Source organism: Kitasatospora sp. NPDC036755 (assembly GCF_040636595.1).
In the GTDB taxonomy this organism is placed as follows: domain Bacteria; phylum Actinomycetota; class Actinomycetes; order Streptomycetales; family Streptomycetaceae; genus Kitasatospora.
Genome location: NZ_JBEZUT010000007.1, coordinates 20800 through 42973 on the forward strand (window position 1 = coordinate 20800; position 22174 = coordinate 42973).

Here is a 22174-nt window from a genome sequence, read left to right on the forward strand (position 1 = left end):
CCGTAGCGTCGGAGAGGTCGGCAACACCCCTCTCCTCGGAACGGAGCCCTCCGATGACCACCTTCGTCAACCTGCTCGTCGTCGCCGCGGCGCTGGTCCTGGTCGCCCGGCGCCAGATGCGGGCGCAGCGCCTGGACTCCGAGCGCCGCTTCTGGCTGCTGCCGCTGATACTGGGCGTGCTCGCGCTGCGGGACCCGCAGATCATCGACCACCAGCACACCGCGCTGTCGGTGGCCCTACTGGCCGCCGGGCTGGTCGCGGTGCTCGGGATGGGTTCGGTCTGGGGCTGGACGGTGCGCCTCTGGCGGGCCGCCGACGGCTCGGTCATGGCCAAGGGCACCAAGGCCACGGTGGCCGCCTGGATCGGGATGATCGCCATCCGGATCGGCCTGTTCGGGATCGGTGCGGCACTGCACGTCCACCAGTCCGGCAGCTCCCTGATGCTCGGCATGGCGGTCCTGCTGCTGGTCCGCTCGCTCGTGGTGAACTGGAGGGCCCGGGCGCTGGAGCCCTCGGGGCCCACGGCCGTCCTGCACTGAACCGCCGCCGCACCGTCCTGATCGACCGCCGTGAGCACCGAGGAGGCACCCGTGGCCGGGTGGTACTGGACCCGCTGGCCGTCCCGCGAGGGGATGGAGCGCGAGGCCGAGAGCCGGCCGAGACGGGCCCTCACGGTGCTCGGCCGGATCGTCCTGGTGGCCACCGTCACCTGGGGGACCCTGGCCGACGGCCGGTTCGCCGGCTGGGCGGAGGCGTCCGCGGTGGCCGGACTGGTCGCCGCCTTCGGGTTCTGCGCGGCCTGGCTGCACGCCACCCGGGCGCAGCGCCCGCTGCCCGCATACCTGCTGACCGGCGCGGTGCTCGGCGCCGCCTGGCTGGCCAACGCCGGGCGGGCGACCCTGCTCGCCGACGTGCTCTGGTACGGCCTGGCGGTGATGGCCCTGGTCCGGATGCCGCCCGCGCCCGCGCTGATCACGGCGGCGGTCTCACTGGCCTCGTACACGGCGGTGACCACGTCGAGCTGGCTCAGCATCGCGGCCACCGTCGGTGGGATCTCCCTGCTCGGCTACCTGCTGCGGCTGGACATCGAGGCGCGCGGCACCTCCCGCCGGCTGCTCGCCCAGGAGCGGGCCGCCCGGGCCGCCGAGGCGGAGAGCGCGGCGCTCGCCGAACGGGCCAGGATCGCCCGGGAGATCCACGACGTGCTCGCCCACAGCCTCTCCGCGCAGCTCGTCCACCTGGAGGCGGCCCGGCTGATGCTGGACGCCGGGACGGACCGCGGGCAGATCCGCGAACGGGTCGTCGCCGCCCGGCGGATGGCGCAGGACGGGCTGGCCGAGACCCGGCAGGCGCTGTCCGCGCTGCGCGGGGAGCTCACCCCGGTCGGGGACTTCCTGGTCGAGCTGACCGGGCGGGAGCGGGCCGCGCTCACCGTCACCGGGACGCCCCGGCCGCTCGCCGCCGAGGCCGCCCTCGCGGTGCGGCGCACCGCGCAGGAGGCGGTGACCAACGTCCGCAAGCACGCGCCCGGCGCCCGCTGCGCCGTCGAACTGCGCTACCTGGACGGGGCGGTGGAGCTGGAGGTGCGCAACACCCGCCCGCCGCGCGGCCCGTCCGCGGGCGGGTCGTCGCCGGAGGAGTTGGCCGCCAGCGGCAGCGGGTACGGTCTGCTGGGAATGCGCGAACGCGCGGAACTGCTCGGCGGCACGCTGGTGGCGGGCCCGGAGGACGGAGGGTGGCGCGTGCTGCTGCGGGTGCCGGAATGACGGGTTCCGGAGTGACGGGTGCCGGAACGGCGGGCCCGGGGGTGACCAGGGTGCTGGTCGCGGACGACCAGACGGTGGTGCGCGAGGGGATCGTGATGCTGCTGGGGCTGCTGCCCGGCATCGAGGTGGTCGGTGCCGCGGGGGACGGGGAGGAGGCCGTCGACCTGGTGGAGCGTCATCACCCGGACGTGGTGCTGATGGATCTGCGGATGCCGCGCTGCGACGGCGTCGAGGCGACGAGGCGGATCCGCGCGGCGCACCCGGAGACCGAGGTCGTGGTGCTCACCACCTTCGCGGACGACGATTCGCTGTTCCCGGCGCTCCAGGCCGGGGCGCGCGGCTACCTCACCAAGGACGCGGGCGCCGAGGAGATCGCCAGGGCCATCGCGGACGTCCGGTCGGGCGCCGCGGGGCTCTCCCCGCAGGTCCAACTTCGGTTGCTGAAAAGGCTTTCGGAGCAGCCGGGAGGCTCCGGTCCGGTGGCCGGCCGGCCCGTCGCCCGGCCGGGGGAGCTGCCGGACGGGCTGACCGTGCGGGAGGCCGAGGTGCTGGCGCTGATCGCCGAGGGGCTGTCCAACGCCGAGATCGCGCAACGGCTGTTCGTCAGCCAGGCCACGGTGAAGACCCACATCAACAATCTGTTCGCCAAGACCGCGGTGCGGGACCGGGCCCAGGCGGTCGCCTACGCCTTCCGACACGGAATCACCAGGACGCAGCAGTAGTCCGATGAGTGTCTGTCGGATGATCGATCACCTCATCGAGTGAACGTATCTGCGATGGTCAGGGGGGCTGTCCTAGGGCCGCCATCATGGTTCGGGTCAGAACATCCGGCCGTCCAGGAGCAGCAGTGCCACAGCAGCAGACGAGCAGTCCCGGACCGGGACAGCAATTCGACTGGTGGGCCGCTGCGGCCGCCGGTACCCCCGTTGAGTCCGCCGAGCCATCGGCTGCGCACCGCCGGTCGGCGGTACCGGCGCAGTCGGGCCCCGACCGCACGGACCACGTCCGTACGGCCCAGTCGACAGAGGCCGTCGCCGGGTCAGTGGCCGTCGGCGCACCGGTCCACGGGGCCGCCGTCGAGCCGTTCGCCCAGAGCACCCCCGCCGACGCCGCGGCCCCGGCCGCACCGCCCGCGCCACTCGACGAGGAACCGGTCGCCGACCGCACCGAGGTCTACCGGGCGGTCCAGGTCAGCGAGACGTTCCGGCAGATCCGCCGCAGCTACCGGACCTTCGTCTTCCCGATCACCGGCGCCTTCCTCGCCTGGTACCTGCTGTACGTCGCCGCCCAGGCCGGAGCCCCCGACCTGATGCGCAGGACGGTGGCCGGCCCGCTCAACGTGGCCTGGCTGCTCGGGCTGCTGCAGTTCGCCTCGACCTTCCTGCTCACCTGGCTCTACGCCCGCAACTCCAGGACCAAGCGCGACCGCGCCGCCCTGGGTCTGCGCTGGGACACCCAGGACCAACTGCGATGACGACCCTGATGCTCACCGTGCCCACCGACGCGGCCCGGGCCGCCGTGCGGACCGTGGTGTCGACCGCCACCCCGCCGCCGGTCGCCCCCACCGGCGACCACCACTCGCTCGCCATCGCGCTGTTCGCCGTCGTCGTCCTGGTCACCCTCGGGGTCACCCTCTGGGTCGGCCGCCAGGGCAACGCCGCCGAGGACTTCTTCGCCGGCGGCCGCGACTTCACCCCGCTGCAGAACGGCTTCGCGCTCTCCGGGGACTACCTCTCCGCAGCCTCCTTCCTGGGCGTCGCCGGGCTGATCGCGCTCTACGGGTACGACGGCGTGCTCTACAGCATCGGCTTCCTGGTCGCCTGGCTGGTCGTGCTGATGCTGGTCGCCGAACTCGTCCGCAACGCCGGGCGGTACACCCTCGCCGACGTGCTCGCGCTGCGGCTGCGCCGCCGCAAGGTGCGCGCCGCGGCCGGCGGCGCCAGCGTCGTGGTCACCCTGCTCTACCTGGTGGCCCAGATGGTCGGCGCCGGATCGCTGGTCGCCCTGCTGCTCGGCACCGGCAGCCCGCACGCCCGCACCTGGACGATCATCGCGGTCGGCGCCCTGATGATCGTCTACGTCACCATCGGCGGGATGCGGGCCACCACCTGGATCCAGATCATCAAGGCGTTCCTGCTGACCGGCGGTTCGGTCCTGCTGACGGTGCTGCTGGTGGTCCGCTTCCACGGGGACCTCGCCGAGCTGATGCGCCAGGCCGCCGACCACAGCGGCGCCGGGCACCGCTACCTGGAGCCCGGGCTCAAGTACGGCGGCAGCCTCACCAGCCGACTGGACTTCGTCAGCCTCGGCCTGGCCCTGGTGCTCGGCACCGCGGGCCTGCCGCACATCCTGTCCCGCTTCTACACCGTGCCCACCGCGCGAGCCGCCCGCCGCTCCACGATGTGGGCGATCGGCCTGGTCGGCAGCTTCTACCTGATGGCCATCGTGCTCGGCCTCGGCGCCACCGCGCTGATCGGCTCGGCCGAGGTGCACCGTGCCAACTCGGCCGGGAACACCGCGGTTCCGCTGCTCGCCCTGGTGCTCGGCGGCGGAAACGGCAGCACCGGCGGGGTGGTGCTGTTCGCCCTGATCTCGGCGATCGCCTTCGCCACCATCCTCGCCGTGGTCGCCGGACTGACGCTGGCCTCCTCGGCGGCCTTCGCCCACGACGTCTGGGCCGGCGCCTGGCGTGCCCGGCCCGGGCGCGAGTCGGCGAAGGACGCCCGGGGGCGTCGCCGCCGGGGCGAGGGCGTCCCGGCCTCCCGCGCGGCCGAGGAGCCGGTGTCCGAGGTCAGCGAGCAGCAGGAGGTGGTGGTCGCCCGGATCGCCGCCGCCGGGATCGGTGCGACGGCGATCGTGATCAGCCTCTTCGCCCAGCAGCTGAACGTCGCCTTCCTGGTCGGCCTGGCCTTCGCCGTCGCCGCCTCCTCCAACCTGCCGGTGCTGCTGTACAGCCTGTTCTGGTCGCGGTTCACCGCCCGCGGCGCGGTCTGGGCGGTGTACGGCGGGCTGATCCCGGCGATCGTGCTGGTGTTCTTCTCGCCGGTGGTGTCCGGTTCCGCCGAGGCGCTCTTCCCCGGCCTCGACTTCCACTGGTTCCCGCTGGAGAACCCGGGCATCGTCTCCATCCCGCTCGGCTTCCTGGCGGGCTGGATCGGGACGGTCACGTCGTCCGAGCCCGCCGACCCGGACCGGTTCGCCGAGCTGGAGGTACGTGCCCTGACCGGTGCGGGCGCGGCCTGAGCCGTCGCGCCCGGGGAACCCCGGCGGGCCTGGGGCCGCCGGGGTTCCCCCCTGTCCGGGGCCGGGCCGAAGCCGGGGACTCGGGCCCGACGGTCCCCGGGCGGCCGCTCAGGCGTTCAGGCGTCCTGGCGTTCAGGCCCGGGCCGCCAGCCCGTAGCGGTGCTCCGGGCGGCCGGTGTCGCCGTACCGCAGGGTCAGCCGCAGCCGGCTGTCCCGCTCCAGCTGCTTGAGGTAGCGCTGGGCGGTGGAGCGGCTCAGCCCGGTGGCGTCGGCGACCTCCTGGGCGGACAGCGGTCGGCCGGCCCGGCGCAGCACCCCCATCACCAGGTCGGTGGTGGGCGCCGAGTGGCCCTTGGGGAGCGCCCCGGCCGGGGCGGTGGCGCTGCGCAGGGTCGCGAACAGCCGGTCCACCTCCTCCTGGCCGGCCTCCCTGGCCGGGGCGGCGAGCGCGTGCCGCAGCTGCGCGTACGCGACCAGCTTGTCCCGCAGCCCGGCGAAGGTGAACGGCTTGACCAGGTACTGGAGCGCGCCGTGCTGCATCGCGGCATGCACCGTCGACACGTCCCGGGCGGCGGTCACCATCATCACGTCGCAGGCCACCTGGCGGTCCCGCAGCCGTCGCACCAGGGCCAGGCCGGTCTCGTCCGGCAGGTGGTGGTCGAGCAGCAGCAGGTCCACCGGTCGGCGCTCCAGGGCGGCCAGCGCCTCCCCGGCAGAGTGCGCGGTGCCGGTCACCCGGAACCCCGGGACCTTGGCCACGTACGCGGCGTGCACGTCCGCGACCCGGAAGTCGTCGTCCACCACGAGTACGTCGATCATCACGCCTCCGCGAGCTGAGTGGTGAGCAGGGCCTCGGGCAGCTCGACGGTGAACCGGGCGCCGCCGAGCGGCCCGGCGTCGAGCACGATCCGGCCGCCGGTCCGCTCGACCAGCCGCCGCACCATCGCGAGCCCCAGCCCGCGCGGACGGTGCGCGGGCGCGTCCTTGCTGGTCCACCCCTCTTCGAAGACCTGCTCGCGCAGCTCCTCCGGCACGCCCGGGCCGCTGTCCGCGACCTGCAGCAGCAGGGTCGCACCGGCCGCCGCCAGGCTCACCTCCACCCGGCCCCCGCCGCCGGCCGCCAGTGCGTCCACCGCGTTGTCGATCAGGTTGCCGAGCACCGTCACCAGGGCCCGGGTGTCCACCACCGCGTCCGGCAGGTGGGCCGCCGGGGCCAGCGCCAGCCGCACCCCGCGCTCGCCGGCCACCGCGCTCTTGCCCGCCAGCAGCGCCGCCACGTGCGGGTCCTGGACCTGCTCGGCGATCCGCGCGGCGACCACGGCGTGCGAGCCGGACTGCTCCGAGATGAACGCCACCGCCTGCTCGTGACGGCCCAGCTCCAGCAGGCCCAGCAGGGTGTGCATCCGGTTGGCGTGCTCGTGGTCCTGGGCCCGCAGCGCCTCGGTCAGGCTGCGGGTGGTGTCCAGCTCGCGGACCAGCGACTCCAGTTCGGTGCGGTCCCGAAGGGTCACCACCGCTCCGCCCTCGGGCGTGGCCGTCCGGTTCACCACCAGCACCCGGTCGTCCCGGACGGCCGGCAGGTCGGAGCCGGCGATCCGCCCGGCGAGCACGTCCGCCAGCCGGCCCGGGGGCAGCACCGCGCCGATCGGGCGGCCGGTGCAGTCCTCGGGCAGGCCGAGCAGCCGCAGCGCCTCGTCGTTCGCCAGCCGGATCCGGCCGTGTTCGTCCAGCGCCACCATGCCCTCGCGGATGCCGTGCAGCATCGCCTCCCGCTCCACCAACAGCGCCGAGATGTCGGCCAGCGCGATGTTGTGGGTGCGGCGTTTGAGCCGGCGGGCCAGGAGGAGGGTGGCGAGCGTCCCGGCGGCCAGGCCGGCGCCCGCGCACAGCAGGATGCCGGTGAGCATCTTCAGGAGCCGGCGGCGGATCGAGTCGTCGCTGATGCCGACCGAGACCTCGCCGACGATCCGGCCGTCCGCCGTCCGCAGCGGCACCTTGCCGCGGGCGGTGCGGCCCAGGGTGCCCTGCTGGATGGCGGTGACGCTGCGGCCGCTGAGGGCGGGCTCCGGGTCGGTGCTGACCCGCTGGCCGATCCGGCCCGGGTCGGTGTGCGAGAGCCGGATGCCGTCCAGGTCGGTGACCACCACGAAGCTGGCGCCGGTGGCCAGCCGGATCTGCTCGGCGTTGCGCTGGGCGGCCACCACGTCCCGGCCGGCGGCGGCCCGGGCGATGCTCTCGTCGGTGGCGGTGGCCTGGGCGATCGACAGCGCCCGCTGCATCGCGTCGTGGTCCAGCTCGCTGCTGACCGGGGCGAGGAACAGCCCGGCCGTCACGGCGGTGACACCGACGGTGACGACGGTCTGGCTCAGCAGCAGTTGGGCGAAGACCCGGCGGGGCCGGCGGGAGCGCTTCATCCGGGCCTCCTCTCGGCGGCTGCGGGGTGGTTCGGTGGGGCGGGACAGGTGGGGGCGGGAAGGGCGGGGGTCGGGAAACCCTATGTTTCCGCCGGGTTTCCGTCAGCCGCGTCCCCGCAGTTGTAGCGGAAGCAGAACGAGCAGAACACCCCTCTATGCGGAGAAGTCGCACTACGCGGAGAAGGCTCCCGCCGGGGCCGGGCCCGCTCCTACCTTTCCGGGGCAGGCACAGACCCGGGAGGATCGGTATGAGTACTACCCCGGCGATCGAGCTGACCGGCGCGACGAAACGGTTCCGCACCCCTTCGGGGGCGCTGCACACCGCCGTCCGCGACCTCGATCTGACCGTCGCCCAAGGCGAGTTCGTCGCCGTCGTCGGGCCCACCGGCTGCGGCAAGTCCACCACGCTGACCCTGGTCAGCGGCCTGGAGGAGCCCACCGAGGGCGAGGTCCTGGTGTACGGCGAGCCCGTGCGCGGGATCGACCCCAAGGTCGGGTTCGTCTTCCAGCAGGACGCCGTCTTCCCGTGGCGCACCGTGCTGTCCAACGTGATGGCCGGTCCGCGTTTCCGGGGCGTTCCCGCGGCGGAGGCCAGGGAGCGGGCCCGGGACTGGCTCGGCCGGGTCGGCCTGGCCGCCTTCGAGGACCGCTACCCGCACCAGCTGTCCGGCGGCATGCGCAAGCGCGTCGCGCTCGCCCAGACCTTCGTCAACGACCCGGCGATCCTGCTGATGGACGAGCCGTTCTCGGCGCTGGACGTGCAGACCCGGGCCCTGATGTCGGACCAGCTGCTGGAGCTGTGGGCCGGCACCGGCTCCTCCGTCGTCTTCGTCACCCACGACCTGGACGAGGCCATCGCGCTCGCCGACCGGGTCGTCGTCATGACGGCCGGCCCGGCCACCGTCAAGGAGGTCTTCACCGTGGACCTGCCGCGCCCGCGCACCGTGGAGGCCGTCCGGCTGGAACCGAGGTTCGTCGAGCTGTACCGCGAGATCTGGGCCTCGCTCGGCGAAGAGGTGCGCATCACCCGGGAGAGAGGAGCGGGTCGTGCCGCTTGAGACCACGTCCGAGTCCGAGTCCGAGTCCGGAGCCGGTTCCGTGCCCGGCGCCGCGCCGGCGTCAGCACGGGACGGCGCCGGGAAGCCGGGGGCCGTCCCGACGAGGACCGAGGCCCGCGAACGGGCCGCCCGCAACCGGAGGCTGGGCGTCCACGGCGCCCGGGTCGCGGTGCTGGTCGCCTTCCTCGGGCTCTGGGAGGTCTGTGCCCGTACGGATGTCATCGACCCGTTCAACTTCTCCCAGCCGTCGAGGATCTGGGACCAGATCTGGCAGTGGATCACCCACGGCACCGCGCAGGGCTCGCTCGGCGAGCAGATCGGCTACACCCTCTACGAGGCCCTCACCGGCTGGGTGATCGGCGTCGTCGGCGGTGTGCTGCTGGGCATCGCGCTCGGCCGGATCCGCTTCCTGGCCGACGTGTTCGGGCCGTACATCAAGGTGCTCAACGCCATCCCGCGGATCGTGCTCGCGCCGATCTTCCTGATCTGGTTCGGCCTGGGCCCGGCCTCCAAGGTCGCCTCCGCGGTGGTGCTGGTGTTCTTCCCGGTGTTCTTCAACGCCTTCCAGGGCGCCCGCGAGGTGGACCGCAACCTCGTCGCCAACGCCCGCATCCTGGGCGCCGACAACCGCAAGGTCACCCTCCAGGTGGTCATCCCCGCCGCCACCACCTGGATCTTCACCAGCCTGCACGTCAGCTTCGGCTTCGCGTTGATCGGCGCCATCGTCGGCGAGTACATCGGCGCCACCAAGGGCCTCGGCCTGCTCGTCGCGGCAGCCCAGGGCACGTTCAACGCGGCCGGCGTGTACGCGGCCATGACCATCCTCGCCGTCGTCGCGCTGCTCACCGAGGGGCTGCTGACCTTCGCCGAGAAGAAGCTGTTCCGCTGGAAGCCCGCCGACGCGGGCGACGGCCGCTGAACTCCCCCCCCGCCAGTACCGAGAAGAGAGGCCCCCACCCATGCGCAGAACAGCCGCGGCCGCCCTCGCCGCCGTCCTGCTCCTCCCGCTCTCCGCTTGTGCCAACGACGCCGCCACCGCCGGCCACGGCGCGGTGGCCGCCCCCGCCGGGCAGCAGGTCGACGGGCCCAAGGTCAAGATCATGGTCGGCGGTCTGGACAAGGTCATCTACCTGCCCGCGATGCTCACCCAGCGGCTCGGCTACTTCGCCGAGTCCGGCGTCAACGTCGAGCTGATGACCGAGCCGGCCGGCGTCAACGCCACCACCGCGCTGCTCGCCGGCGACGTCCAGGGCGCCGTCGGCTTCTACGACCACACCATCGACCTCCAGGCCAAGGGCAAGAAGGTCGAATCCGTGGTGCAGTTCGCCCAGGCGCCCGGGGAGGTCGAGGTGGTCTCCACCAAGCAGGCCGACGCGATCGCGTCCGGCGCCGACTTCAAGGGGAAGAAGCTCGGCGTCACCAGCATCGGCTCCTCGACCGACTTCCTCACCAAGTACCTCGCGGTCAAGAACGGCACCGCCGTCAGCGAGTTCAGCCCGATCGCGGTCGGCGCCGGTCAGACCTTCATCGCCGCGCTCCAGCAGGGCAGCATCGACGCCGGGATGACCACCGACCCGACCGTCGCCGCCGTCCTGGACAAGGGCCTCGGCAAGGTCCTCTACGACATGCGCACCCCCGAGGGCTCGCGCGCGGCGCTCGGCGGGCTGTACCCGTCCTCGTCGCTGTACATGAACACCGACTGGGTGGAGAAGAACCGGGACACCACCCAGAAGCTCGCCGACGCCTTCGTGAAGACCCTGAAGTGGATGTCCACCCACAGCCCCGAGGAGATCGCCGCGAAGATGCCCGCCGACTACGCGCAGGGCGGCGCCGAGCAGTACGCGGCGGCGATCAAGGCGACCCTGCCGATGTTCACCACGGACGGCGTGATGCCGGCCGACGGGCCGAAGACCGTGCTCTCGGTGCTCGCAGCCTTCCACCCGGACGTGAAGGGCAAGGAGGGGTCGATCGACCTGGCGAAGACGTACACCACGGAGTTCGTCGCCAAGGCCGCGGGCTGAGCGGCCCCGCGCGCCGACGGTCCCGCGCCCACCCCCACGGGCGCGGGGCCGCCGTCCCCGGCCCGCGGGTTCAGAGCCCCCGGACCGACAGCACGTCCATCCGCGACGGCGTCCCCGCCGCCTTGCCGCAGCTCTCCGGACGGGCCGGCTCGCTCACCGACTCGATCACGTCCACCTCCCAGGACCGCCCGTCCCGGTGCAGCACCGTCACCAGCCAGCGGCCCTCGCCGTCCGGCCGCTGGACGAGCGTCAGCACGTCCACCCCGGTCTCGCCGGTGGCCAGCCGCACCGCGTGCTCGGCCGCCTGCCCCGGCCGCTCCCAGCCGGAGCAGCCGCGCGACCACTCCGGCACCGTGTGCCCGGCCGCCGTCGCCGCCAGCACCTCCTTGGCGGTCTCCGGCGTCAGCCGCCCGTACGCGTAGCCGTACGGCAGCACCAGCATCGTGGGGGAGAAGCGGTGCCCGCCCAGGTGGGTCACCTCCCACACCTCGCTGTGCCCGGCCGCCGCCAGCTCCGCGGCGAGCGGGCGGCCCAGCAACGCGCAGCAGCGGTCCCGCCGGCCGTTGGTGCACACCAGGGCCACCGGGCCGCCGACGTGCTCCGCCCCGAAACCGGTGTGGTCACCGGCGCCCAGCGCCCCGAAGTCCAGCCCCAGCAGCTCCGCCGGATCCGCCACCGCCGCCCGGCGCACCCAGCCGCGGGCCGGCACCGTGTGCGCCACCAGCACCTCGTGGCGCGCGGTCGGCAGACAGTCGGCGTGCCGCCCGGGCCGCCTGATCAGCGCCACGCGTACGCCCGTCCCGGCCACGGCCGCCTCCAGCGCCCGCCCGACCTCCGCGTCCAGATGGCTCTCGCCCAGCGCCTTCGCGCCCCACGGCCCGTTCTGCTCCACCAGCAGCCAGGTGGCCGCCACCGCGGCCGTCGCGGTCAGCGGCTCCGAAAGTTCACGCGACACGGTCGCACAAGTGCTCACCCCGGCAAGGCTACCCTCGGCCGATCACCCCACCCGATCATCCGAACGCGGCCTTCACCCGTTGGGCCATCTCCTCGTCCACCGTGTCGTACATCGGCGCGGAGAGGGTCGGGAGGTCGGCGAACTCCAGGTGGATGCTGCGGACGACGTCCGCGAACAGCTCCGAGTACAGCTCCCAGTCCTCCGGGCAGGGAGTGCTCAGCTCCAGCGAGAGCAACTCGACCTCGTTCGGCAGCGGCAGGTGCACCTGGATCACCGAAGTGGTCAGCACCCCGTCGACGAGCGACAGCGACAGGCCGTCCAACGGGGCCGTCCCGTCCTCCAGCGCGGTCGCCACGGCGTCGATCACCGCGACCGCCCGCCCGGCGGGCAGCTCGACCGCCGTCACCTCCGCCTCCGGACGGGACCGGGCCAGCCGGGTGAGCAGGAAGTCGACGGCACCCGGGTAGTCCGTACCGACCAGGGGGCACACCGTGGCCGTGATCGTGGCCGTGCTCGGACGTCCGTCCACGTCCACCAGACACATCCCGGCGTGGATCACCCCGGCCTCGGCCATCGACGGGATCAGCTCGGCCAGCGCCACCGCCCAGCGCAGCCGCGGCTCCTCGGACCGGGAGGCCAGCACCTCGCAGACCAGCTCCCAGAGCTCCTCGGCCACCTCGTCGGCGGTGCCCAGCACCGGGATCTCGTGAAAGGCGGGCGGGACGACGAAGCGGATCTGGAGCCGGGCGTCTGCGGAGGCCGTCGGGATGCCGGACATCGGGCCTTCTCCGGAGGTCATGACGGCTTGCGGATCCGGTTGCGGACGTCCAGCCAGGACGGCGGGACGGGGACCGGGACTCCGTACGCGCGGGCTTCGATGAGCAGGTCGAGGTAGGCGTTGGCGCGGTCGTGCATTCCGGAACGGTGCCAGGTCCGGTACGACTTCAGAGCCGGCAGGGCCGCGCACACAGCGATGGCCATCAGTCCGATGGCGGCCGATTGGAACTGTTGGGCGCGCTCGATGTGAGAGGGATCGTGGCCGATGGAGAAGACGGTCACGGCCGTGATCAGAGCCAGGATCGAGACCGACCTCCACGCGAGGTGCCAGTGACGGCAGCGCCGCAGGGTGGTGAGCAGTCCCCGGACGGCCTCCTCGTTGAGGAAGTCAAGGCCGTACGGAGCGCCGATCTCATGTGCCCGGCCGGCCAGTGCCCAGTGGCGCGTGAGTGCGGCGGTCGGCAGCACCGGAAGCTTCGGGTCGATGACGGCGTCTGTCGGCCACCACGAGCCGGGCTGTGTGGGAGCGGTGGGCGGGGGTGCAGCGGAGGGGTACGAGGCAGGGGCGGCTGGTGTTTGCGGAGCGGCCGCAGCGCCCTGCTCCCACGAAGCCCGATCAGCGTCGGCTCCCCACTCGGTGGGAATCTGGAACCTCAGCCCGGCACGCCGGGCCTGGGTCAGCAGACCGATGTACGCGGTGAAGTGTACGGAGGCGCTGTTCTTCACCGAGCTGTGGTTCATGCCCCGCAACCACAATGCGATTCCGGTCGGAACCCCGAGAATCGCTGCTGCCCAGTTGCCGGTGACCAGGGAGACCACGATTCCACCGATGACGAGGAGGGCGGCAGCCTCGCCGTGCCAGTCCTGCTGCCCCTGCTTCCGCATGTGCTTGATCACCACGTTGCGGGCCACGTCGTCGTTCAGCAGCGTGACGCCGTAAAGTGTCTCGGCCCGCCGTGCCGCCTCGGCCACCTCGGGCATGGCGGCGAGCTGACCGCCCGAGACGGGGAGGGTCACATGAAGGTCCTTGGCCATGGGTCTCTCCTCTCAGCCGACGGCGTTCAGGAACGGCGCGGGCGCCGGTCGGTACAGGGTCTTCGGAAGCGGTCCCGGGGCCTCGATGTGTGACTCCCGGGCCTTCTCCTTCTGCTCGTCCTGGTAGAAGCCGTTGGCGATCCCGCCTGCCTTGTTCGTGATCGTCACCACGCGGGGATCCACCTCGATGCCCGCCGCCTTCTTGAGCCCGCCGACGATGGCGTTGGTCGATATGGGATTCGCGGTCTTCTCCAGCAGGCCCGCACCGGCGGCCGAGGTGCGTTCGGCGGCACCGGCCCCTTCGGCCGCCACTGAGGTCTTGAGGTTCCTGATCGGCGCCTTGATGACCTTGTTGACGACTCCGACGCCCTGGACCTTCGTGATCGATTTGCCGGCGGTGGCGAAGCCCTTGATGGCGCCCCAACCGGGGATCACGCCGAGCCCGTCCAGTCCGATTTTCGCCCAGGAAATGTCCATACCGCGGTTCTTGCCGACCCAGTGTCCGGCCACCGCGGCAGCGCTGGTCAGCACGGCTGCGGCACCCAGCACCGGGCCGATCCCGGGGACCACCAGTGCCGCGATCGCCAGCCCGGCCGAGATCTTGGACAGGTCGTCCGCATGCTCGACCAGGAAGTCCACCGACTTCTGCCACGCGTGCTCCACCTTGTCCAGCATCCGCTTGAGGAAGCTCGGGTCCGGCGGGTGGTGCCGGGAGGCCTCCATGATGGCCCTGGCGGCCGCCTCGGCCTTGGTCTTGTGGTCCGCCAGCTGTTTGTGGCCGTTCGCGACCAGTTCGTCCAGCTGGTGCACGAGTTGCTGCTGGGCCTGGAGTTTGGCCTCGAAGTCGGCCTTGGCCTTCGCCTGGGCCGCCGTGTCGGTGGACTGCGCGGAGGCGTCGAGGGACTTGCCCGCGGCGTCGCACTGGACGTTCATGTCGCTCAGTCGGGAGCGGAGTTCGACGGCCTGGGCCTCCATCGTCCGGCCGGAGGCGAGCAGCCCGGTGAGCTGGGTGTGCCAGGCCTTGAGGGCCCGGGAGCAGGCGGCCATCGATTCGTGGCCCTGGGTGAGGTACTTGGGCAGTTCGCCGAGCTTGCCGGCGAAGTTGCGGGCGGCTTCGCCCTGCCAGGCGCTGCCCTCGGAGCCGAGGTCGGCGAGGGCGTGCCGCAGTTCCTCCAGTTCGCGGGCGACGGCGTCGACGTCCGTGTACATCTTGGCGATGGCCGGGAGGTCCCCCGGGGCCGGGCAGAAGCCGAGGCCCGGCCAGTTCCTGTCACTCATGGTGGAAAGTCAGTCCCCTGCTGGTCGGCTCAGGTCGCGCCGAATCCCTTGGCGGTGCCCTGCTCGTTCTCCCCGTAGTTCTTGAGCGTTGCGTCCAGGCCCTCGCGCAGGCCGTGGGCGAGCTTGGCCATCCGGCCGATGCCGCCGTGCCAGTGGTCCTCGAAGCCCTTGCACGCCGCGTCGAGCCGTGCGGTGCCCAGCTGTTTGCCCTTGCCGAGGTTCTCGAGGCTCTCGGCAACCGCCCCCATGCGGGTGCCGCATTCGTCGAGCTGTTTGGACACCGTTCTCATCCGGTCCATGTCGATCTTGAATTGATCGTCCAACTCCCCGTCCCCCCAAGGATGGTGATGCCGCGTTGGAGCACCTGTTCGGTGAACCTAACCCATGGGTGGGCAAAGTTCCGGCGGTGCCCGGGAATTGGGGATCGCTCCTCCGCATTCCCGGTCGGACGGGCACGAAAAAGCGGAGGGGCACCGGACGGTGTCCGGTGCCCCTCCGCTCAGGCGGGAGCCGTTACGCCGGGCCGGCGACCACCGCGAGCGGGGTGGTGACCGGGGTGCCGGAGCCGTCGCGGCGCGGGTCGCGCTCGGGCAGGTCGACCGGGGCGCCCTTGGCGGTGGCGGCGCGGGCCGGGGCGGCGCCGACCCAGGCGAAGACCAGGGCGTCCTCGCCGCGCAGGAAGCGCTGGCAGCGCACGCCGCCGGTGGCGCGGCCCTTGCGCGGGTACTGCTCGAACGGGGTGACCTTCCAGGAGGTCTGCTCGCCGCCGGACAGCGTGCCGGAGGCCGTGGCCACCGAGACCACCACCGCGTCGGCCGCCGGGTCCACCGCGGTGAAGGACAGCACCCGCGCGCCGTCCGACAGCTTGATGCCCGCCATGCCGCCCGCCGGGCGGCCCTGCGGGCGGACCTGGCCCGCCGGGTAGCGCAGCAGCTGGGCGTCCGAGGTGACGAAGACCAGGTCCTCCTCGCCGGTGCGCAGTTCGACCGCGCCCACCAGCTCGTCACCCTCCTTGAGGGCGATCACCTCGAACTCGTCCTTGTTCGCGGGCCACTCCGGCACCACCCGCTTCACCACGCCCTGCACGGTGCCCAGCGCCAGGCCCGGCGAGGACTCGTCCAGGGTGGTCAGCGCCAGGACCCGCTCCCCGTCCTCCAGCCGCAGGAACTCGCCCACGGCGGCCCCGCCCGCGAGCGTCGGCGACGGCGTCGGCGGCAGTGCCGGCAGGTCGATCACCGGCAGTCGCAGCACCCGGCCCGCGGACGTCACCACGCCCACGTCCGCCCGGGCCGTCGCGTGCACCGCCGACACGATCACGTCGTGCTTCGCTCGCTTGTCGGACACCTCGAACGGTTCGCCGTCCGCCGTCCGCGCCAGCAGCCCCGTCGAGGACAGCAGCACCCGGCACGGGTCGTCCGCGACCTCCAGGGGCACCGACAGCGCCGCCGAGGGCACCGCGCCGGCCTCCAGCAGCACCGTGCGCCGCTCGGTGCCGAACTGCTTGGACACCGCGCCCAGTTCGGAGGACACGACGCTGCGCAGCTTGGTGTCCGACTCCAGGATCTCGGTCAGGTCCGCGATCTCCGAGGTCAGCTTCTCCTTCTCCTGCTCCAGCTCCACCCGGTCGAAGCGGGTCAGCCGCCGCAGCGGGGTGTCCAGGATGTACGCGGTCTGCGTCTCCGACAGCGAGAAGTGCTCCATCAGGCGTTCCTTCGCCTGCTGCGCGTTGTCACTCGACCGGATGATCGCGATGACCTCGTCGATGTCGAGCAGGGCCACCAGCAGGCCCTCGACGAGGTGCAGGCGCTCCTCGCGCTTGCGGCGGCGGAAGTCGCTGCGCCGGCGCACCACGGTGAAGCGGTGGTCGACGTAGACCTCCAGCAGCTCCTTGAGCCCCAGTGTCAGCGGCTGCCCGTCCACGAGCGCCACGTTGTTGATGCCGAAGGTCTCCTCCATCGGCGTCAGCTTGTACAGCTGCTCCAGCAGCGCCTCCGGCACGAAGCCGTTCTTCACCTCGATGACCAGGCGCAGCCCGTGCTCGCGGTCGGTCAGGTCCTTGACGTCCGCGATGCCCTGGAGCTTCTTCGCGTTGACCAGGTCCTTGATCTTCGAGATGACCTTCTCCGGGCCGACGTTGTACGGCAGCTCGGTGACCACGATGCCCTTGCGGCGGGCCGTCACCGCCTCCACCGTCGTGGTCGCCCGGATCTTGAACGTGCCGCGGCCGGACTCGTACGCGTCCCGGATGCCCGACAGGCCCACGATCCGCCCGCCGGTCGGCAGGTCCGGACCGGGCACGAACCGCATCAGCGTGTCCAGGTCCGCGTTGGGGTGCTTGATCAGGTGCCGGGCCGCGGCCACCACCTCGGACAGGTTGTGCGGCGGCATGTTCGTCGCCATGCCCACCGCGATGCCCGTCGCGCCGTTCACCAGCAGGTTCGGGAACGCGGCCGGCAGCGCCAGCGGCTCCTGCTCGCTGCCGTCGTAGTTGGGGCCGAAGTCGACGGTGTCCTCGTGGATCGACTCCACCATCGCCATCGAGGCGGCCGTCAGCCGCGACTCGGTGTAGCGCATCGCGGCCGGCGGGTCGTCGTTGCCCAGCGAACCGAAGTTGCCGTGCCCGTCGATCAGCGGCAGCCGCATCGAGAACGGCTGCGCCATGCGCACGACCGAGTCGTAGATGGACGCGTCGCCGTGCGGGTGCAGCCGGCCCATCACCTCGCCCACCACGCGGGCGCACTTGACGTGCGCGCGCTCCGGGCGCAGGCCCATCTCGTTGGCCTGGTACAGGATCCGGCGGTGCACCGGCTTCAGGCCGTCCCGTGCGTCGGGCAGCGCACGCGAGTAGATCACCGAGTAGGCGTACTCCAGGAAGGAGCCCTGCATCTCGTCCACGACGTCGACGTCGAGGATCCGCTCCTCGAAGTCTCCGGGCGGCGGGGTCTGCGAACTGCGGCGGGCCATCGCGGCGGGGCTCCCTTACGTGTCGCTGGCTGTGTCTCGGTCGGACGCCGAACCGCCGGGGGCGGTCGTCGGCCGTCTCCGCGCCCTCCTGCCACCGGACCCGTCAACCGGGCGCCGTCGACAGGGCGCGGCGCCCCCATTGTGGACCCTCGCGCCGACAGTCCCGGTCAGCGGCCCTCTTCCGCCCCTGGCGAACGCCCCCGTCCGCGCGGACACGAACGCGGCTCCCGGACGTTGCACCACAATGGGGGACGCCACACGAACCCCGACATCGACGACGGGAAGGACCCGAGCGCATGGCCAACCCGGCCCCCGCCTCCAGCCGAGGCATCGCCATCACCGAGCACCGCCTGGCCAACGGCCTGCGTGTCGTCCTCTCCGAGGACCACCTGACCCCGGTCGCCGCCGTCTGCCTCTGGTACGACGTGGGCTCCCGGCACGAGGTCAAGGGCCGCACCGGCCTCGCCCACCTCTTCGAGCACCTGATGTTCCAGGGCTCGGCCAACGTCTCCAACAACGGGCACTTCGAGCTCGTCCAGGGCGCCGGCGGCTCGCTCAACGGCACCACCAGCTTCGAGCGCACCAACTACTTCGAGACCATGCCCGCCCACCAGCTGGAGCTCGCCCTCTGGCTGGAGGCCGACCGGATGGGCTCGCTGCTCTCCGCGCTCGACGAGACGTCCATGGAGAACCAGCGCGACGTCGTCAAGAACGAGCGCCGCCAGCGCTACGACAACGTCCCGTACGGCACCGCCTTCGAGAAGCTCACGGCCCTGTCGTTCCCCGACGGCCACCCGTACCACCACACCCCGATCGGGTCGATGGCCGACCTCGACGCGGCCACCCTGGAGGACGCCCGCACGTTCTTCCGGACGTACTACGCGCCCAACAACGCCGTCCTCTCCATCGTCGGCGACATCGACCCCGAGCAGACCGTCGCCTGGGTCGAGAAGTACTTCGGCTCCATCCCGGCGCACGACGGCAAGCAGCCCCCGCGCTCGGGCGAACTCCCCGAGACCATCGGCCGGGAGATCCGCGAGGAGATCCACGAGGACGTCCCCTCCCGCGCCCTGATGGCGGCCTACCGCCTGCCGCACGACGGCACCCGCGAGGCCGACGCCGCCGACCTCGCGCTCACCATCCTCGGCAGCGGAGAGTCCAGCCGTCTCTACAACCGGCTGGTGCGCCGCGACCGCACCGCCGTCGCCGCCGGCTTCGGCCTGCTGCGGCTGGCCGGCGCCCCCAGCCTGGGCTGGCTCGACGTGAAGACCTCCGGTGACGCCACCATCGAGCAGATCGGCACCGCCGTCGACGAGGAGCTCGCCCGCTTCGCCGCCGAGGGCCCCACCGCCGAGGAGCTCGAACGCGCGCAGGCCCAGATCGAGCGTGAGTGGCTCGACCGGCTCACCACCGTCGCCGGCCGGGCCGACGAACTGTGCCGCTACGCCGTCCTGTTCGGCGACCCCAAGCTGCTCAACGACGCCCTCCCCAAGGTCCTCGACGTGACCGCCGAGGAGGTCCAGGCCGTCGCCAAGGCCCGGATCCACCCCGACAACCGGGCCGTCCTCGCCTACGAGCCGACCGCCGCCGCCGAGACCGACGCCGACTCCGACGCCGCTTCCGAAGAGGAGGGTGCCGCCGTATGAGCACCGACTACGTCCCCGCCATGACCTTCCACCCGCAGCCCCGGCCGGGCACGCCCAGCCCGTGGGACTTCCCCGCCCCCGAGCGGGCCGCCCTCGGCAACGGCGTCACCGTGCTGCACTGCCACCGGCCCGGCCAGCAGCTGGTCGCCGTCGAGGTCCTGCTCGACGCCCCGCTCGCCGCCGAGCCGGAGGGCCTCGACGGCATCGCCGGCATCCTCGCCCGGGCCTTCAGCGAGGGTACCGACACCCTCAGCGCCGAGGAGTTCGCCGCGGAGCTGGAGCGGGCCGGCGCGACCCTCGACGCCCACGCCGACCACCCGTGCATCCGGATCTCCCTGGAGGTCCCCGCCTCCCGGCTCCAGCGCGGTCTGGCCCTGCTCGCGGACGCCCTGCGCGCTCCCGCCCTGCCCGAGGCGGAGATCGAGCGCCTGGTCGCCAACCGGCTGGACGAGATCGTCCACGAGCAGGCCAACCCCGCCCGGCGCGCCGCCAAGGCCCTGTACGCCGAGCTCTTCGACGCCGCCGACCGGCTCTCCCGGCCGCGCGCCGGCACCGCCGACACCGTCAAGTCGATCGACCGCGCGGCCGTCAAGGCCTTCTACGACGCCCACGTGCGTCCCGCGACCAGCACCGTGGTGGTGGTCGGCGACCTCACCGGCGTCGACCTGCCCGCGCTGCTGGAGAGCACGCTCGGCGCCTGGACCGGGACGGCGGCCGAGCCGTCCGTCCACGCGCCGGTCACCGGCGACGACCGCGGCCGCGTCGTCATCGTGGACCGCCCCGGCTCCGTCCAGACCCAGCTGCTGATCGGCCGGATCGGGCCCGACCGCCACGACCCGCTCTGGGCCGCCCAGATCCTCGGCACCTACTGCCTCGGCGGCACCCTCACCTCCCGCCTCGACCGCGTCCTGCGCGAGGAGAAGGGCTACACCTACGGCGTGCGGGCCTTCGCGCAGCCGCTGCGCTCGGCCGCCGACGGCAGCGGACGGGCGATGCTCGCCATCAGCGGCTCGGTGGACACCGCCTCCACCGCCCCCGCGCTGGCCGACACCTGGACCATCCTGCGCACCCTCGCCGCCGAGGGCCTCACCGACGCCGAGCGCGACGAGGCCGTGCAGTTCCTGGTCGGCGTCGCCCCGCTGAAGTACGAGACCGCGGGTTCGGTCGCCGGCACCCTGGCGGACCAGGTCGAGCAGTACCTGCCGGACGACTACCAGGCCGAGGTCTACCGGCAGCTCGCCGAACTGCCCACCGCCGCGGCCACCGCAGCGGTCGTCGCGGCCTTCCCGCCGGACCGCCTGGTCGCCGTCCTGGTCGGTGACGCCGCCGTGATCGGGGACGACGTGCGGGCGCTCGGCATCGGCGAGGTCACCGTCGTCGGCTGACGCCTGCCGAGGGTCCGTCCGGCCCGGTGGAGCACCCGCTCCGCCGGGCCGGACGCGTTGTTAAATCCGTTGCGGGCCGTACGCGTTCCATGGATAGATGTTCCCCGGCGCACGGTACGTGCGAACTGCGACGAGGGAAGGGAGGCGGTCACCATGCGGGTCGAGCGATTCATACGACGACGCTCCCCAAGGCCGTATTCCCCCTGTGCCGTCGCCCCGGGCGCCTGAGCGCCTGAGCGCTTCCTCCTGAACTTCCCCGAGCCGCGCCGGGATTCCTCGCGCGGCAGCTTCCTCACGTGAACTTCCCGACCTCTGGAGGTCGATCGACCATGACGTACACCGAGGTGCCCGGCGTCCGGGTGCCGATCCGGATGTGGACCGACCCCGCGACGGTCGAGGGCCAGGCCCTCCAGCAGCTGCGCAACATCAGTTCCCTGCCGTGGCTGCACGGCCTCGCCGTGATGCCCGACGTCCACCTGGGCAAGGGCGCCACCGTCGGCTCCGTCATCGCCATGAAGGACGCCGTCTGCCCGGCGGCGGTCGGCGTCGACATCGGCTGCGGGATGAGCGCGGTGAAGACCTCGCTCACCGCCGAGGACCTCCCGGACGACCTCTCCGGCCTGCGCCGCGAGATCGAGCGGGCGATCCCGGTCGGCCGCGGCCTGCACACCGACCCGGTCGACCCGGCCGGGCTGTACGGCTTCCGGGCGGCGGGTTGGGACGACTTCTGGCAGCGCTTCGACGGCATCGCGGAGGACGTCAAGTGGCGCCGCGAGCGGGCGATGCAGCAGATGGCCACGCTCGGCGGAGGAAATCACTTCATAGAACTGTGCATTGATACGACCGGCGCGGTCTGGTTGATGCTGCACTCCGGCTCCCGCAACATCGGCAAGGAGCTGGCGGAGCACCACATGGGCATCGCCCGCTCACTGCCGCACAACCAGGGCCTGATAGACCAGGACTTGGCCGTCTTCCTGGCGAAGACCCCGGAGATGGCGGCCTACCGCCAGGACCTCTTCTGGGCGCAGGAGTACGCCAAGAACAACCGCGCGGTGATGATGGCGCTCTTCCAGGGCGTCGTCCGGCGGGAGTTCACCAAGGCGGAGGTCACCTTCGACGAGGTCATCAGCTGCCACCACAACTACGTGGCGGAGGAGCGGTACGACGGTGTCGACGTGCTGGTGACGCGCAAGGGCGCGATCCGGGCCGGCTCCGGGGACCTCGGGATCATCCCCGGGTCGATGGGGACGGGTTCCTACATCGTCCGCGGCCTGGGCAACGCGGCGTCGTTCAACTCCGCCTCGCACGGGGCCGGCCGCAAGATGAGCCGCAACGCCGCGAAGAAGCGCTTCACCACCCAGGACCTGGTCGAGCAGACCAAGGGCGTGGAGTGCCGCAAGGACGGCGGCGTGGTGGACGAGATCCCGGGCGCCTACAAGAACATCGAGAAGGTCATCGAGCAGCAGAAGGACCTCGTCGAGGTGGTCGCGCACCTCAAGCAGGTCGTCTGCGTCAAGGGCTGAGTCGTCTGCGTCAAGGGCTGACCGGGCCGGCCGTGCCCGGGCGCGGCCGGAAAACCGATCGGGGTGCCGCCGGAGATCCGGCGGCACCCCGATCGGGTGGCTGCGAGGC

Annotated in this window: 19 protein-coding genes; 11 read left to right on the forward strand and 8 right to left on the reverse strand. The window is 72.4% G+C overall.

Annotated features, from left to right (window positions below):
- The first annotated feature begins 53 nt into the window (after window positions 1–53).
- The 5 genes from AB0E96_RS02260 (at window position 54) to AB0E96_RS02280 (ending at window position 5009) form a co-directional block, all read left to right on the forward strand.
- Window positions 54–539: a DUF1453 domain-containing protein gene (locus AB0E96_RS02260; RefSeq protein WP_359817463.1), complete on the forward strand. Its 486-nt coding sequence runs from the start codon at window positions 54–56 to the stop codon at window positions 537–539.
- 93 nt (window positions 540–632) lie between these two features.
- Window positions 633–1766, forward strand: a complete 1134-nt coding sequence (locus AB0E96_RS02265) for a histidine kinase (protein ID WP_359817513.1) — start codon at window positions 633–635, stop codon at window positions 1764–1766.
- Complete coding sequence (locus AB0E96_RS02270) at window positions 1763–2488, forward strand: response regulator transcription factor (RefSeq protein WP_359817465.1); 726 nt, start codon at window positions 1763–1765, stop codon at window positions 2486–2488. Before AB0E96_RS02265 ends, AB0E96_RS02270 begins: the two co-directional genes overlap by 4 nt.
- A 320-nt stretch (window positions 2489–2808) precedes the next feature.
- Complete coding sequence (locus AB0E96_RS02275) at window positions 2809–3240, forward strand: DUF485 domain-containing protein (RefSeq protein WP_359817467.1); 432 nt, start codon at window positions 2809–2811, stop codon at window positions 3238–3240.
- The gene (locus tag AB0E96_RS02280; RefSeq protein ID WP_359817468.1) at window positions 3237–5009 is read left to right on the forward strand and encodes a cation acetate symporter; all 1773 of its coding nucleotides are present in this window, start codon (window positions 3237–3239) and stop codon (window positions 5007–5009) included. The genes AB0E96_RS02275 and AB0E96_RS02280 overlap by 4 nt, the downstream gene beginning before the upstream one ends.
- Before the next feature lie 132 nt (window positions 5010–5141).
- Here the strand turns inward: AB0E96_RS02280 and AB0E96_RS02285 are convergent, their stop codons facing one another.
- A complete protein-coding gene (locus tag AB0E96_RS02285; protein WP_359817470.1) occupies window positions 5142–5828 on the reverse strand; it encodes a response regulator in 687 nt (228 codons plus the stop codon).
- The gene (locus tag AB0E96_RS02290) at window positions 5828–7423 is read right to left on the reverse strand and encodes a sensor histidine kinase (RefSeq protein ID WP_359817472.1); all 1596 of its coding nucleotides are present in this window, start codon (window positions 7421–7423) and stop codon (window positions 5828–5830) included. The genes AB0E96_RS02285 and AB0E96_RS02290 overlap by 1 nt, the downstream gene beginning before the upstream one ends.
- A 248-nt stretch (window positions 7424–7671) precedes the next feature.
- On the opposite strand from AB0E96_RS02290, the gene AB0E96_RS02295 reads away from it, so the two are divergent.
- The 3 genes from AB0E96_RS02295 to AB0E96_RS02305 are packed head-to-tail and all read left to right on the forward strand — an operon-like array spanning window position 7672 to window position 10502.
- A complete protein-coding gene (locus AB0E96_RS02295; RefSeq protein WP_359817474.1) occupies window positions 7672–8481 on the forward strand; it encodes an ABC transporter ATP-binding protein in 810 nt (269 codons plus the stop codon).
- Window positions 8482–8521: 40 nt separating this feature from the next.
- Window positions 8522–9400 (forward strand): ABC transporter permease, encoded by an 879-nt coding sequence (locus AB0E96_RS02300; RefSeq protein WP_359817515.1) that lies wholly within the window; start codon window positions 8522–8524, stop codon window positions 9398–9400.
- A 40-nt stretch (window positions 9401–9440) separates the two neighbouring features.
- Window positions 9441–10502, forward strand: coding sequence for an ABC transporter substrate-binding protein (locus tag AB0E96_RS02305; protein WP_359817476.1), 1062 nt, complete (start codon window positions 9441–9443; stop codon window positions 10500–10502).
- 70 nt (window positions 10503–10572) lie between these two features.
- Here AB0E96_RS02305 and AB0E96_RS02310 read toward each other — a convergent pair whose 3' ends face one another.
- The 6 genes from AB0E96_RS02310 to AB0E96_RS02335 form a co-directional block, all read right to left on the reverse strand.
- Window positions 10573–11475: a sucrase ferredoxin gene (locus AB0E96_RS02310; protein WP_359817478.1), complete on the reverse strand. Its 903-nt coding sequence runs from the start codon at window positions 11473–11475 to the stop codon at window positions 10573–10575.
- A gap of 37 nt (window positions 11476–11512) precedes the next feature.
- Window positions 11513–12256, reverse strand: a complete 744-nt coding sequence (locus AB0E96_RS02315; RefSeq protein WP_359817480.1) for a hypothetical protein — start codon at window positions 12254–12256, stop codon at window positions 11513–11515.
- On the reverse strand, window positions 12253–13269 hold the full coding sequence (locus tag AB0E96_RS02320; RefSeq protein ID WP_359817482.1) for a hypothetical protein: 1017 nt from the start codon (window positions 13267–13269) through the stop codon (window positions 12253–12255). Before AB0E96_RS02320 ends, AB0E96_RS02315 begins: the two co-directional genes overlap by 4 nt.
- Window positions 13270–13281: 12 nt before the next feature.
- Window positions 13282–14547, reverse strand: a complete 1266-nt coding sequence (locus AB0E96_RS02325) for a hypothetical protein (RefSeq protein WP_359817484.1) — start codon at window positions 14545–14547, stop codon at window positions 13282–13284.
- A 29-nt stretch (window positions 14548–14576) separates the two neighbouring features.
- Complete coding sequence (locus AB0E96_RS02330; protein WP_359817486.1) at window positions 14577–14870, reverse strand: type VII secretion target; 294 nt, start codon at window positions 14868–14870, stop codon at window positions 14577–14579.
- 190 nt (window positions 14871–15060) lie between these two features.
- Window positions 15061–17511: a DNA topoisomerase IV subunit A gene (locus AB0E96_RS02335; RefSeq protein WP_359817488.1), complete on the reverse strand. Its 2451-nt coding sequence runs from the start codon at window positions 17509–17511 to the stop codon at window positions 15061–15063.
- A 296-nt stretch (window positions 17512–17807) separates the two neighbouring features.
- Between AB0E96_RS02335 and AB0E96_RS02340 the strand changes: the two genes are divergently transcribed.
- From AB0E96_RS02340 to AB0E96_RS02350, 3 genes are all read left to right on the forward strand, one after another.
- On the forward strand, window positions 17808–19157 hold the full coding sequence (locus AB0E96_RS02340; RefSeq protein WP_359817490.1) for a pitrilysin family protein: 1350 nt from the start codon (window positions 17808–17810) through the stop codon (window positions 19155–19157).
- 20 nt (window positions 19158–19177) lie between these two features.
- Window positions 19178–20542, forward strand: a complete 1365-nt coding sequence (locus AB0E96_RS02345; protein ID WP_359817517.1) for a pitrilysin family protein — start codon at window positions 19178–19180, stop codon at window positions 20540–20542.
- A gap of 329 nt (window positions 20543–20871) precedes the next feature.
- Window positions 20872–22065, forward strand: coding sequence for an RtcB family protein (locus AB0E96_RS02350; protein WP_359817492.1), 1194 nt, complete (start codon window positions 20872–20874; stop codon window positions 22063–22065).
- Window positions 22066–22174 lie beyond the last annotated feature (109 nt).